The 13,832-nt window shown below is 58.6% G+C and carries 10 protein-coding genes and 1 tRNA gene; all 11 read left to right on the top strand.

All coding sequences use genetic code 11. The features are described 5' to 3' along the window. Positions 1-18 precede the first annotated feature (18 nt). The 11 genes from Pan189_RS16685 (at position 19) to Pan189_RS16635 (ending at position 13,827) form a co-directional block, all read left to right on the top strand. Positions 19-561: a flagellar basal body-associated FliL family protein gene (locus Pan189_RS16685; protein ID WP_145365202.1), complete on the top strand. Its 543-nt coding sequence runs from the start codon at positions 19-21 to the stop codon at positions 559-561. A gap of 86 nt (positions 562-647) precedes the next feature. After that, entirely contained in the window at positions 648-1,250 is a 603-nt protein-coding gene (gene fliN / locus Pan189_RS21500; RefSeq protein ID WP_310820659.1) for a flagellar motor switch protein FliN, read from the top strand. A gap of 25 nt (positions 1,251-1,275) precedes the next feature. Then, a complete protein-coding gene (locus tag Pan189_RS16675; RefSeq protein WP_145365200.1) occupies positions 1,276-2,226 on the top strand; it encodes a FliO/MopB family protein in 951 nt (316 codons plus the stop codon). A 10-nt stretch (positions 2,227-2,236) separates the two neighbouring features. Beyond that, positions 2,237-3,145, top strand: a complete 909-nt coding sequence (fliP, locus tag Pan189_RS16670; protein WP_310820657.1) for a flagellar type III secretion system pore protein FliP — start codon at positions 2,237-2,239, stop codon at positions 3,143-3,145. Between the two features lie 74 nt (positions 3,146-3,219). After that, a complete protein-coding gene (gene fliQ, locus Pan189_RS16665) occupies positions 3,220-3,492 on the top strand; it encodes a flagellar biosynthesis protein FliQ (protein ID WP_145365196.1) in 273 nt (90 codons plus the stop codon). A 66-nt stretch (positions 3,493-3,558) separates the two neighbouring features. Next, positions 3,559-4,548: a flagellar biosynthetic protein FliR gene (locus Pan189_RS16660; protein WP_145365194.1), complete on the top strand. Its 990-nt coding sequence runs from the start codon at positions 3,559-3,561 to the stop codon at positions 4,546-4,548. A 6-nt stretch (positions 4,549-4,554) separates the two neighbouring features. Next, positions 4,555-5,628, top strand: a complete 1,074-nt coding sequence (gene flhB, locus Pan189_RS16655) for a flagellar biosynthesis protein FlhB (RefSeq protein ID WP_145365192.1) — start codon at positions 4,555-4,557, stop codon at positions 5,626-5,628. 63 nt (positions 5,629-5,691) lie between these two features. Then, positions 5,692-5,765, top strand: a tRNA-Pro gene (locus Pan189_RS16650). 997 nt (positions 5,766-6,762) lie between these two features. Further along, positions 6,763-9,360, top strand: coding sequence for a PSD1 and planctomycete cytochrome C domain-containing protein (locus tag Pan189_RS16645; protein ID WP_310820653.1), 2,598 nt, complete (start codon positions 6,763-6,765; stop codon positions 9,358-9,360). Between the two features lie 30 nt (positions 9,361-9,390). Next, positions 9,391-10,845 (top strand): DUF1501 domain-containing protein, encoded by a 1,455-nt coding sequence (locus Pan189_RS16640; RefSeq protein WP_145365188.1) that lies wholly within the window; start codon positions 9,391-9,393, stop codon positions 10,843-10,845. A gap of 429 nt (positions 10,846-11,274) precedes the next feature. After that, positions 11,275-13,827, top strand: a complete 2,553-nt coding sequence (locus Pan189_RS16635) for a DUF1592 domain-containing protein (protein ID WP_145365186.1) — start codon at positions 11,275-11,277, stop codon at positions 13,825-13,827. The last annotated feature ends 5 nt before the right edge of the window (positions 13,828-13,832 follow it).

The following is a 13,832-nucleotide window of genomic DNA, read 5'->3' as shown; positions in this document are numbered from 1 at the left end:
AAAGAGAAGGTAGCGGCAATGGCTGACGAGGGACAGGACCAATCGACTGCGGCGGAGCCGGCAGAAGAGAAAAAAGCGTCCGGCGGATTGCTTTCGAATCCGATGATCCTCGGTGGCATTCTCGTCACGATGATGGCCGCTGAGGCTGCCGTCCTCTATATCGTGCTGCCTTCGCCTAGTTCGGCAGCAGCCGGAGTCGAAGACGATGAATTCGCTGCCGAGGATGACGGCGGCGTTCGACCGGTCGAAGCGGAAGTCGATAATTTCAGCAGCACGAACAGCCGGGCCGCGCCGGGGTCGGTGATTCATCTCACGTTTAAACTCACCGCGCTCGTCGCCGAAAGTCAGAAAACGGCATTCGAGCAAGCGGCTAATGAAGATAACAAAGCCCGAGTGCGGCAGGCGGTGATCAAGGTCGCCCGCAGCGCTTCGCTCGAAGACTTAAACGACCCCAGTCTCACGACGTTCAAACGACTGATACGAGAAGAAATCAACAAGATTTTGCGGAAGAGCTACATCATTGAAGTCGTGATCAACGACTTCAAAATCATGGAGCAGTAATCACTGCTCTTGCTGAATGCCCGCGCCGCGGCAATTTGTGTTGCCGACGTCGCCATAATCCGAGAATGAAATTGCAGGTGTGATCCGTGGCGGACGACGGCGACGATCTTCTATCGCCGGACGAAATTGAAGCCCTCCTCAGCTCGGCGGGCTCCGATGAGGCTCCCGCTCCGTCCGATGGTGAGAGCCCAACGGATCAAGCTGCACCGTCGGATCAGGTCGACCCGTCCGAAATTGAAGCGCTGTTCGCAAAGTCGGGCGGCGACGGGGGCGCAAACGCGAACCGCGGGCAGCCCGACCAGCTTCTTGAGCAGGCCGAAAAGGATCTCCGGGAGGCGGTTTCGCCGATTCTCAACCCGGAAAGCGGCGTTCCGGCCGAACTCGGTGATCCTCAGCAGTATCAATTCACCGATTTTGGAGCCGCCCAACAAGCGTCCGGTGCTGATATCGTCGGGCTGCGAGGCCTCGGCGACGTTGAACTTGACCTGCGGATTGAACTGGGCCGGACTGAGTTGTTGATCGAAGAAGTGACTCAACTGCGAGAGGGCTCCGTCGTCCCGCTCGACAAGCTGGCCGGTGACCCCGTCGACATTCTCGTCAACGGTCGATTGGTCGCCCGCGGTGAGGTGCTCGTCCTCAACGACAACTTCTGTGTCCGCGTCGCCGAGATTCTGATACCAACCGACTGACCCAGTTTCGCTGTCGGACGTGGCCATGGACGGCTTGCCCCCTTTTGCTCAAAAGATGTTGTTCCGCAAGGATACTTCGCGCGCGAAGCACATCGGCTCCTGCCGACTGTGGGTCTCTTTCCTGTTGATCATTGCCAGCTTCGCGAACAGCGCGGCCGCACAAGGTGTCGGGGCGGAAACGACGACCTGGAACCATGAGGCGGGGCGGTTCGTCTCGGCACCGGCTCCGGCCTCCGCTCAAGTTCCGGCCACGCCCCAGACTCCCGCCGAACCCCGACGCAGCACGCCACAGCCGCGACTCGAACTGGCACCGCTTGAAGAGTCGGCGGACCCTCCTGCCCGACCCCTTCCGCAACTGACGCCACGCGGCGAGACGTCGGAATTGCAAACGACTTCCGGACGCGGGACCCAATCTTGGACCGTGGTCATGGCGCTCCTTTTCGTGGTCCTGCTCGCCGCCGGGGCGACGAGATATTGGGCCAAATTCGGGTCGCAAAGAGCCACCATTGGTTCCAGCGGCCCCGTCGAAGTCTTGCACCGTACCCGTTTAAATTCGCGCTCCCACGTGATGCTGATCCGCGTCGGCAATCGAGTGCTCGCCGTCGGTGCGACTGCTGACGGGCTGTCGACCCTGTCCGAAATTACGGAACCGGATGAAGTCGCCGAATTAATCGAGGGTGTCCAAGGCAATAGAAACTCCCCCGCAAAGGCATTTCAAACGCTGCTGAAACCGAAGCTGAACGAGACTCAGCGGGAGGCAGCTCGACCGTCCTTCTCACAGTTTGCCGAAGAACATCAGCCACGCTCCGCTCAGGCCGGAATCGATCGACCAACGGAATCTGTTTCGGAACCTGTTATCGATCCGGGACAGCGGCTCGCCGAGCGTCTTCGCCGTCGCGATGAAGCGAGTGCAGCCACGAGCCATCAATCAGGACGTGCAACCCGGCGTAGCGAGGGGGGCGAACGTGTTGCCTGAATGGACCGGTGTGTCAAAGCCACTGAGAGCGGTTGGAGTCGTCGCGATTTCGGCCTTGTTGTTCGCCGCCCTGACGTCGGGGGCATCTGCCCAGTCGTTCTTAAGCGAGCCGGCGACGACAGAGGCGCTTCCCATCGGCCCGATCGCAGAGTTTGCCCAGCCGCCGCTCGACTCACCCGACGATCCAGTCTCTCCGCGGTCTGCTCTAACCGATGTCGAAGGCATGCTCTCGCCGCAGGGCATGTCGTCAACGTTAAAGGTCATAACGCTGCTGACGGTCCTCAGTCTGGCTCCGTCGATCCTGATCATGACGACCTGTTTTATCCGCTTTATTGTGGTGCTCGGCCTCTTAAGACAGGCGCTCGGCACGCAACAACTTCCCCCAAACCAGGTCATCATTTCACTCTGCTTGTTTCTCACAATCATGGTGATGGCGCCGGTTTGGAAGCAGGCCTATGAAGAGGGCATTCAGCCCTATACATCCCCCGCCCCGGGCGTGGCCCAGCCGACACTCGAAGAGGCTTTTACGGCCACAGTTCGGCCCCTTCGTCGATTCATGGCCGAGCAAATTGAACTGACCGGCAACAGCGACACCGTCTGGATGTTCCTGGAATTCCAACAGGGTTCGCTCGACGAAACCGCGGAGATGCCGCAAGGCTACGACGAGTTGCCGCTTTCTGTCCTACTCCCGGCCTATATGATGTCTGAACTTAAGACCGCATTTGTCATCGGTTTTCAGGTGTATTTACCGTTTCTCGTGATCGATATGGTCATCGCGTCGGTGTTGATCAGCATGGGAATGATGATGCTGCCGCCGGTCTTAATTTCGTTGCCATTTAAGATTCTCTTGTTTGTGCTGATCGACGGGTGGTTTCTGACGATCGGGATGCTGCTCGAGAGCGTCCGCCCCTTCGGCTGACCACGTTAACCGCTGCGCGCAAATATCCGTCCGCGATCGGTTCGGCCCCTTCTTGTCGGAGTTCTGCTAATATCATGTCACCCGATCAAGCCGTCGAACTCGGTCGTGAAGCCGTCGTACTTACGCTCTTGCTCGGCCTGCCCGCCATGGTCTGCGCCGTGGTCGTCGGCCTCGTCATCAGCGTGTTTCAAGCGGTGACTCAACTGCAGGATCAAACTCTTAGCTTTGTTCCCAAGATCGTCGCGATGCTGCTAGCGATTCTCTATACGTTGCCTTGGCTGATGGGCAAGTCGATCGAATACGCGACGTCACTCTACCAGAACATCCCGGTATTGCTGTCTCAGTAGAATATGACATCGGGCGAAGGCCCGTTCCCTCGGTTTTAAGACCGACATCTCTCTGAACCGGCTCCAATGCCAGGCTTTCTCAACGACATCGCGAATCAGGTGCTCGCCGATGGCGGGGCCGCAGTCGTTCTTGACTGGGCGATGGGCCGCGTGTTCGTCTTTATTCTGATCTTAATACGGCTTTCAGGCTTAATGCTGATCGGCCCCGTTTTCGGTGTCGCGTTGGTGCCGGCCAATGTTCGCATTCTGCTCGCCCTTTCACTGGCATTGGTGATCACGCCGAACGTCGTCGGCCGGGCCTCCGTCGGTTTTGACCGGCTTGATACGAACGGCGATGGCGTCCTCACGGCGGAAGAAATTCCCGAGTCCATCGATGGCCGGGGGCGAAGACTTCTCGCCGCGTCCCCAAACGGAATCACCCGGGCCGCATTCGTCCGTGGTCCCGCCCTTCCCGACTCGATTCTCGAATTCGGCGTCATTATCGCCGGCGAAATTGCGATTGGTCTGGCCCTCGGCTTGGGTACGTTGATCATTCTGTCCGGCCTTCAGTTTGCCGGTGAACTAATTGACCAGCAAACCGGGATCGCGATCGGACAAATATTTAACCCCGGCTTCGAGGATATGGACGGCTCGATCACGTCGCAATTTCTTTACCTGTTGGCCACGACGTTGTTCCTCGTTGCAACACCACTGAACGTTCATCTGAAAATTCTGGAAACGATGATCGACACGTTTCAGGTGATGCCCCCGGGAACGGCCACCCTCGGAACACCGGCCGTCGATCTGTTAAGCGGTTTAGTTCATAACTCGTTGGTTCTCGGAATCCAGGTGGCCGCTCCGGTCCTCGCCATCATGTCGGTCGTTGCACTTTCCATGGGTTTTCTCGGACATACCGTCCCGCAAATTAACGTGCTTGTGATCGGTTTTCCGATCCGAGTGCTGGCGGCCCTGCTCGTCTTAACGATTTCCCTCGGTGGAATTGGCGAAACGATTATTAACGCGCTCGATCAAACTGCGGGAGCAATGCACATCATGCTCGTTGGCCTTGAACGGTAAGGGGCAATGGCTGACGAGAACGGTGAAAAAACAGAAGATCCTTCGGATCGCCGCCGGCAAGAACAGCGGGAAAAAGGCAATGTGGCTCGTAGCCAGGACCTGGCCGCCGCGGCTCTCATGCTGGCGGCGTCAGTTACAATTGCCCTGTTTACAATTCCATTGTGTGAAACGCTTGGCGGGCTCATCGGGGGGACAATGTCCTCGGCCAAGCTCGAAATAAGCAGAGTCTCTTTCAAAAACCAAGCGTGGGACTACGCCGGCGTACTGTTCCGCAGCGTCCTCCCGATCTTAATTTTCACGGCGGCAACGGCGATCGCCGTAAATCTCGCGCAAGTCGGATTTCTTTTCTCGCCTTCGGTCCTGCAGCCGAAGCCGGAGCGGCTTAATCCGATTCAAGGGGCCCAGAGAATCCTCTCGGTCCGGGCCCTGATGAAGCTTTGTGTGAGTCTTGGAAAGCTTGCGCTCTTAACCGTCGTTGCCGGCCTGATCACGTGGTGGGAACTACCCGACATGGCGGTGCTCCCAACGGCCTCGGTGGCGCAGTCGTTCGGTGTGACCCACGCCTTAGTCGTGCGATTGGCCTTCGCATTAGCCGCGGCATTACTTGCCCTCGCGTTGCTCGACTTCATGTTCCAGAAATGGAAGTACGAGCAAGATATAAAAATGACGAAGCAGGAGGTTCGCGATGAGATGAAAAACATGGAGGGCGATCCGATGATTCGCCAACGCCGAAAGGAGGCTCATCGCAAATTGGCGGAGGCGCGCAACATCTCTGCAGCTAAAGATGCCGACGTGGTCGTCACCAACCCGACCCACTACGCGGTCGCCCTGAAGTACGATCCGGAGTCGATGGCTGCTCCCACGGTTCTTGCCAAAGGGGTCGATGAAATCGCCCTGCGAATTCGCCGCGTGGCGGCCGACAACGACGTTCCGATTATCGAGCGGCCTGAACTGGCCCGCAGCCTCTACCGCGACGTCAAAGTAGGCCGTCCCGTGCCCGAAGACCTGTACGGGGCGTTGGTGGAAGTCCTCGCCTACGTCTACCGGCTCTCGGGAAGACGCCCGCCGAACCTGTTCTGATCGGCTTGTGTCCCATGCCCGTGCTTGCAACGCCGGTCGAACGGTGCGAAGATTCATTCACCGCGGGATGTGGCGCAGTCTGGTAGCGCGCTTGACTGGGGGTCAAGAGGTCGCAGGTTCAAGTCCTGTCATCCCGACTCTTTAGAACAATGGGTGTCTGGCACCATTCGCTTTCGGAAACATCTCTCGTGTGCGCTACGCGTGCAACGAACTCCAATGGTTCGGGCCGCCGATTAGTTGAGAAGTCGGCTAATCGCGGCCCGCTCTTGGTTCGGCAGCGGGAACGCATGAGATTCTTGCTTGACGGTGGCGGCGGTCTGGACAGAGCCGAGTTGGCCTTTTTTTCTCCGAGCAGGTTGCAACTTTGCGGAAGCACTTGATCTGGTTAATGAGGCGTTTGAGGACGTTTCGGCTTCTCGGTCAGGTCTGGTTTGATTCACGCAGTTGCTTTCAAGGCTCCCCCGCTCTGTGTTCGCTTCGAAGTCATAACCCGCGTCGGAGATGATCGTGTCGCAATCGCCCGGTTGATACGTTTCGCGCAGTTGCTCTTGATCGCGCTGCGGCCAGTGTCACCCTCCCCGCCGGGAAGTTGGTATTTGATCTGTTTTTCGATTGCCCTATTTCATTTCGCCGAGCTCGCCGGCTCCGTTCGTCGATGCGCCGGAGCGACTATTCCGCCTCCCCTCATCGCGAGAGCGGGGCACGATGGACCATCTATGGGGCCTGCAATCAGGTGGCGCCCTGCAGGCAGACAATATCGAGACGCCAGCCGTAGGGAGAATCGCTGATTGATCGACCATCGGTTGGCGATCTGACGACGTCCAAGATTGCTTCCAGATTAAATACTTCTCTTGATCGCTCGACTCAGCGGCCTTGGAACGCCCGACTGTCTTTGGGTCGGCAACTGCTTTAGAGCCGGTCCCGGCTTACCGTAGCGACTAACGAACGCGCAATCCGTGCAAAATCGAGAGAATCGCCGCCCGAGACCGCTGCACATATGGGAAATTCGCTCTAGCAGCATGCTCGGCTGAAAAAACAGGGCGTTCGAGACCGCGCAAAGTCAGTCCGGGCTTCTCATCGCTCTCACATGGTTTACATTGGTAGAGATTGATGTCTTCGAGTGGGAGCGGGCTTTTGAAATTTGATCGCGTCAGCACCATCCGCGTGGTTCTCCCGTTGACGGCGTTGCTGGCAGTGTCGCACGGCTTCACGGCGGTCGGGGCGGACCTGTACCTCGACGAGGTTAAGCCGCTGCTGGCCGAGAAGTGTGCGGCCTGTCACGGACCGCTGCGTCAGGAAGGCGGGCTTCGTCTCGACGCCGCGGAGCTGATCCTCAAGGGCGGCGATTCCGGAGCGATCGTCGATTCGAAGCGGCCGGAGGACAGCCTGGTCATCGAGCGCGTCAACGCGGAGCCGCTGTTGCGAATGCCGCCGCCGGACGAGGGGGAACCGCTCACCAGACACGAGGTGCATCTGCTTCGCCGATGGATCGAAACGGGGACGCCGGCGCCGGAGTCGGAACCCTGGCTGCCCGGCCCGGAAGCCCACTGGGCCTACCAGCCGGTCCGGCGCCCCGAAGTTCCGGAAGCCGATTTGATCACGCAAGTGTCTGCAAATCCGATCGATCGCTTTCTGCACGAAGAAATGCGTAAGAGCGGCACGCATCCGCTGCCGCAAACTGACGACGCCACTTTGCTAAGGCGAGTGACGTTCGATCTGACCGGACTTCCCCCCGCAATGGCGGAAGTGGAACAACTCGCGCTGTCCGAAGAGCGGTTCGATTACGCAGCGCGAGTCGATCAGTTGCTCGCAAGGCCTCAGTTCGGAGAGCATTGGGCGCGGCATTGGATGGACGTGTGGCGGTACAGCGACTGGAGTGGCTTTGGCGACGAATTGCGTGGCAGCCAGCGACATATCTGGCGATGGCGCGACTGGATCGTCGAGTCACTCAACGACGACAAAGGCTATGACCGGATGGTTGCCGAAATGCTGGCGGCCGACGAAATCGCACCTCACGACCCGGATGTGCTCCGGGCCACCGGTTTTCTCGCTCGAAATTACCACGCCAGCAATCGTGATATCTGGCTCGATGCGACGGTCGAGCACACGGCGAAGGCATTTCTCGGGATGACGTTGAACTGCGCCCGCTGTCATGCTCATAAATATGACCCGATCAGCCAACAAGACTATTACGCCTTCCGCGCGATCTTCGAACCGCATCAGGTCCGAACCGACTACGTGTCGGGTGAGATCGATCGCGAACTTGACGGTTTACCGCGAGCCTTCGATGCAGACCTCGACGCCGAAACGTTTCTCTACGAAGCGGGTGACGAAAAGCGCCCCGTTAAGGAACATCCTCTCGCCCCGGCTGTTCCTTCTTTTATGGAAGCGTCGCTTCGAGTCAGTCCCATTCAATTCAAAATTGAAGATCGCTACTCGGCATTAAGGCCGGAGGTCGAGGCCGACCGCCTGAGAGCTGCGGCAGAGGCGATCGTGAAAGCTGAGGCCGAGTTGGCCGACCTGCGAGAAGCACGCCCGACGTCAGACGGTCCGGCAATCGCGCTAAAACCGGAGCAGGCTTTTACGTTCATCAGCGCTCGTCTTAAAGTCGCCGAAGCCCGTCGGAATCGCGATCAATGGCAGAAGCGTTATCAGGCGGAGCGATTAAAATACTTTTTTTCCGAATCCCCCGACTTATCGCGAGTCGCTATGGAGGCGGCTCGCTTGGAACGCGAGCATGCACTATTGACCGCTCGCCGCGCCTCCGCCAAGAGCCGGGAGTCGTTTCATCGGAAGCAAGCTGAAGGCGGCGACTTGTCGAAGCTGCTTAAAGATATCGAGAAACAGCGGAAGGCGGTCCGCAAGGCGGAACAGGCTCTTACAAAGGAAGACGATCAATATTCGCCGGTCGGAGAAATCCATCCGGAAACAAGTACCGGTCGACGTTTGGCTCTCGCTCGTTGGATGACGGATCCGCAGAACCCGCTGACCGCACGTGTGGCGGTGAATCACATCTGGCTCCGCTATTTTGGTGAACCACTCGTCGCCAATATGTCCGACTTCGGACTGCGGGCGAAGCGGCCGCGGCATGCCGACCTGCTCGACTGGCTCGCCGCGGAACTGATGAGTCGCGGCTGGAAGATGAAGCCGATTCATCGATTGATCGTTACCTCTGAGGCGTACCGCCGGGCCTCCGGGGGACACGCCGAACTGACAGCACAGAGCGTGGCGGTCGATCCCGACAATGAAACGCTGTGGCGGATGAATCCCCGGCGCATGACGGCGGAGATGATCCGCGACAATCTGCTGTCGACGTGTGGATTGCTCGATAAAACGAGGGGCGGGCCTTCAATTGCTCATGAGCGAGGCGAGGAGGTCTTTCGCCGCAGCCTCTACTTCCAACATGCCAATGAGAAGCAGATGCAGTTCCTCACAACGTTTGATTCCCCGAGTCCGAACGAATGCTATCGGCGGACGGAAAGCATTGTGCCGCAGCAGGCGCTGGCATTGGCGAACAGTCGGCTCTCCAATCAGGCCGCCGACAATCTTCTAAAGCTGCTCGTCGAGACCCGAGACGTAGATCACTTTATCTCGCAAGCATTTCGCGCCACGCTGGGGCGTGATGCCCTGCCCGACGAGCGCGAGTTGTGCCGACAATTCTTAGAGCAGCATTCGCGCAGTGGACTTCTACGAGCCCTGCTCAACCATAATGATTTCATCACGCTCCGCTAGACTCTTTCGACGGCCAGAAGAAAGCGGCTCATGAATGGCGAAACGTTTCAGCAACGGCAATTAAGACGCGCCTTTTTAAAGGACATGGGCGCGGGATTCGGGAGCCTGGCGCTGGCGTCGATGTTAAACCGCGATTGTTCAGCGGCGACCGACGGCATCGCCGATTTCGCGCCGAAGGCGAAGAGCGTCATCTGGTTGTTCATGATCGGCGGCGCCAGTCACCTCGAGAGTTTCGACCCGAAACCGGTTCTCAATCGCTACGCCGGGACACCCATCGGCGAGACGCCGTACCGTGAGGCACTGAAGTCGCCGTTTCTTGCCAATGAGAGAATCGTCCAACCTGATCCCAACAACGGGCACATCCGCAATAAGATCTTCCCGCTGCAGTGCGGCTTTCAGCGAGGCGGCGAAAGCGGTCTGGAAATTAGCGACTGGTTCCCGCATGTCCGGGAATCGGCCGACGATCTCGCCCTCGTGCGGTCGATGTGGACCGAAGACAGCAATCACGGGGCGCAATTACAGTTTCACACCGGTCGGCATCGGATTGATGGGTTCTTCCCCACGGTCGGGGCGTGGGCAACTTACGGCCTCGGCTCTTTAAATGAGAATCTCCCGCAGTTCGTTGTGCTCGGGAACCCCGTAGCCGATTGCTGCGGCGGGGTGGAAGCGCACGGCGGCTCATATCTCGGCCCGCGGTATGACGGCGTGCAGCTCAACATCGACCCCGATAATCCGCTCCCCTATGCCAAGCGGCCGGAGGGCCGTTCGCTTGAAGAACAGGCGGCCGAGTTCGACCTGGTGCGGAAACTTGATCTCATGACCGCGGAGCGATTTCCGGATGACGATGCCTTGCGGGCACGCGTGAAGTCTTACGAACTTGCCTTTCGAATGCAGTCGGCAGTGCCGGAAGTGGTCGATTTCAGTCGTGAAGCTCAGCACACCTATCGACTCTACGGATTGGACCAGAAAGAAACCCGACCTTTTGGTGAAAAGATGTTGGCCGCCCGCCGGATGGTTGAACGTGGCGTGAGGTTCATTCAGGTCTATCACGGCGGTGGCAACGGTGCGGGTCAGTGGGATGCCCACAGCGGCCTCAAGAAAAGTCACTCGCGGTTGTGCCGCGAGACCGACCAGCCGATCGGCGCGTTGCTCAAGGACCTCAAACAGCGGGGCTTGCTCGATGAAACGCTCGTCGTGTGGGCGACCGAGTTCGGACGAACCCCCGGCTCACAACACGGCACCGGTCGCGACCATCACCCCTATGGTTTCAGCGTCTGGTTGGCCGGTGGCGGCAGTCGCGGCGGCGTCGCCCACGGGCGGACCGACGAACTCGGATTTCACGCGATCGAGGATCGGCATTACGTCACCGATGTGCATGCCACCGTGCTGCATCAGATGGGCCTGAATCACCGTGAATTGGAAGTCCCGGGCCGGAAACGCATCGCCAAGGAATTCGGCGAACCGATTCATGCGGTGCTGTCTTAAAGCCGAGACGTTCGTCGATTGGCGAACTGATCAGCCGGAGCCGATCCCGGACATCTGTCGCGCAACGCCTGGAAATTTGAGAGAATTGCCATCGGTGACCGCGACACTGAAAAGAGACTCGCGTAGTCAGAACTGAATGATTAAAGCCGCAGAGATCGCATGTTCCGTATCAATCGGGAGAATGCAACGTGGTTTCCGGCACAAAGTCTGTGCGGATCACGCTTTCCGTAAAATAATTTGTCGTCTCAATCGTCGAAAAGTTGCCGGAAGTGCTTCAATCTCGTGTAGGATGAGATTAAATACGACCGGCGTCTGTCGATTTCGCCGGCGTGTCGCCGTTCTTCCGAAATGTCGCGGAAACGGATCATTCCGCGAAATATCTCGAGAATGAGCACAGGCGATTCGGATTCTGAAATTTGATCGTACAACATGCCTGCACCCCTCCCGCCCCGCAATTTGATCATCATTTCCTCGCTGGTCTGGGGTCTCATTCTGACCGGTGGGGCAGATGTGCGGGCAACCGATGCGACCATCAGTCCCGACGTGACCAAGTTCCTGAAGCAGCACTGCGTCAGGTGTCATGGTCCGACCGATCAGAATGCTTCGCTGCGGTTCGACACGCTCCCCACGGTCATTACCGATGAGGCCAAGGCCCTGCAGTGGCAGGACATTCTGGATGTCCTCAACCTTGATCAGATGCCCCCCGAAGACGAGCCGCAGCCGGGCGATAAGGAACTGGCCGATCTGCTCGAAACCCTCACATCTGACCTGTTGAAGGCTCGCGAGGTGCTCGCTGATACCGGTGGACGGGTGGTGATCCGAAGGCTCAACCGCCGCGAGTACGAAAACTCGATCGGGGCGGCGATGGGGTTGGAAGTCAACGTCGGCGTGCTTCCCGAAGACGAAAAGGTCAGTGGATTCGACACGCTGGGGCAGGCCCATTCCTTCTCGTCGCTCCATCTGGAACGCTACCTCGGGCTCGGCGAGAGTGTCTTCAAGCGTGCGCTCGATCGCCGACGCCGCCCCGTCGAGGCGTCGGTCAAACGGCACGAGGTAGAGAAGTTTACCCTCGAAGAAGTCAATAAACGGCTGCCGAAGATCAGGGGCGAGTTTAAGAAGGCGCAAGAGATTCTGGCGGAGGTCAAAAGCGGAAAGCGACGCCGCGCGGGCGATCAGAGCGTGCGGTTGAAAATCCGCTCCGAAGAAAAGCGGATCACCGATGCATACTTGGCGAAGCCGCATTCCGAGACCGGAGCAATCATTCCGTCGGAAGGGATCATCCCCTCCATCCTCGCCGAGTCGTTTCCACGGCGAGCTCGCAGCGGTCGATATCTCATTCGCGTCCGCTGCGGGGCCGACGCGGAAGAACCTGTCAACGGACTATTCTTAAAAGTGACGCGTGGCGACCGCTCGGGCGCAGTGGTGAACTCGGCCGAGGCCTATCAGGTGCTGGGTTCGGTCGCGGAGCCGCAGATAATCGAGTTCGAGGTCGAAGCGGACGGGATCGTCGACAACTACTTCCGCCTGAGTCGCCTGACGCCTCGCCATGAAGTGCTCAAGAAGTACAAGGGCGTGAAAGAGGCCTATTTCGCGTTTCGCGGCAAGGACCTCAACCGGCTCTGCGGCGATACGCAGCCGAGTATCTGGATCGACTGGGTCGAAGTCGAAGGGCCGTTTCCGCGATTCGAGCCGGCGATTGTCGAGGAAGACCTTCGGGTGCATTACCGCGCGGCTTCCGACGAAAGCGTTCGGAACGTGATCGAGCGGGTGGCGTACGAACTGTTTCGACATGAAGAGCCTGATCCGCAATACATCGACCGCGTGATGGCGATCTACCGCTCGTCTCGCGATCGAGGAGCCGAGGTCTATCCGGCCATGCAGGATGCGATGAAGGTCCTGCTGGCCTCACCACGATTCTTGTTTCTCTATGAGCCCAACAATTCCGGAAGTCCGCGGCAATTGACGAGTCGCGAACTGGCGATTCGACTCTCCTATTTTCTTTGGAGCAGTTCGCCCGATGTCGAATTATATCAAGCCGCCGAGTCGGGCGAGTTGGACACACCGGAAGGACTGCGACGGCAGGTTGATCGGATGCTCGATTCCGAACGATCACATTTTTTCTATGAGAACTTCCTGACTCAATTCCTCGAGCTGGATCGGCTGGACCTCGTCAATCCGGAAGGCACGTTGTCAGACGAGTATGAACTCGCGATCCAGAACGCGTCGAAGCGAGAGGTGTTCGCGTTCTTCCGACACCTCGTCGCGGAAGACTTGCCGACGTGGAATGCGATCGATTCCGATTTCGTCGTGGTCAACGGCCTGATGGCGGACTTCTACGGTATTCCCGATGTGCGTGGTGATGACTTCCGCCGCGTGAATCTAAAACCCGGTTCGCCCCGTGGCGGTCTCTTGGGGCAATCGGCGATCCTGACGCTCACCGGGACCGGAGATCGAACATCGCCGGTCGAGCGGGGCGCGTATGTGCTGCGGAAACTGCTGGATCGCCCTCCCCCGCCGGCACCGGCCAATGTGCCGATGCTCAATGAAGATGAGTTAGGCGACAAGCCGATTCGTGAGACGCTGGCCGTGCATATGAATACTTCGCAGTGCATGTCGTGTCACCGACGGATCGATCCGCTCGGATTCGCACTGGAGAACTTCGACCCGGTCGGAAAGTGGCGCAAGACGGTCCCGTCCGCCGACGGAGGTGCCGACTTCCAAATTGAGACCGCCGGCCTGATGCCGGACGGCAAGACCGAATTCGCCAACCATACCGAAATGAAGCGTGAGTTGCTGGATCACCGTGATGCTCATCTCAGAGGCCTGACCGAAGCCGTGATGACCTACGGCATCGGGCGATCGATCAGTTTCAGCGATCAGGACAAAGTCGAGGCGATCGTGTCGAAGGTCGCTGACGCGGGCTACGGCACAAGAACGCTGCTGCACGAAATCATTCAATCCGAATCCTTCCACTCGAAGTGAGTTCA

Source organism: Stratiformator vulcanicus, assembly GCF_007744515.1.
GTDB classification, from domain to species: Bacteria; Planctomycetota; Planctomycetia; order Planctomycetales; family Planctomycetaceae; genus Stratiformator; species Stratiformator vulcanicus.
This window is presented reverse-complemented; position numbering and strand designations above follow the sequence as displayed.

Bases quoted from the DNA above. Each gene is read 5' to 3' on its own strand.
- Pan189_RS16685 (WP_145365202.1), top strand. From the start codon at position 19: ATGGCTGACGAGGGACAGGACCAATCGACTGCGGCGGAGCCGGCAGAA.
- Pan189_RS16675 (WP_145365200.1), top strand. From the start codon at position 1,276: ATGGACGGCTTGCCCCCTTTTGCTCAAAAGATGTTGTTCCGCAAGGAT.
- fliQ (WP_145365196.1), top strand. From the start codon at position 3,220: ATGTCACCCGATCAAGCCGTCGAACTCGGTCGTGAAGCCGTCGTACTT.
- Pan189_RS16660 (WP_145365194.1), top strand. From the start codon at position 3,559: ATGCCAGGCTTTCTCAACGACATCGCGAATCAGGTGCTCGCCGATGGC.
- flhB (WP_145365192.1), top strand. From the start codon at position 4,555: ATGGCTGACGAGAACGGTGAAAAAACAGAAGATCCTTCGGATCGCCGC.
- Pan189_RS16640 (WP_145365188.1), top strand. From the start codon at position 9,391: ATGAATGGCGAAACGTTTCAGCAACGGCAATTAAGACGCGCCTTTTTA.
- Pan189_RS16635 (WP_145365186.1), top strand. From the start codon at position 11,275: ATGCCTGCACCCCTCCCGCCCCGCAATTTGATCATCATTTCCTCGCTG.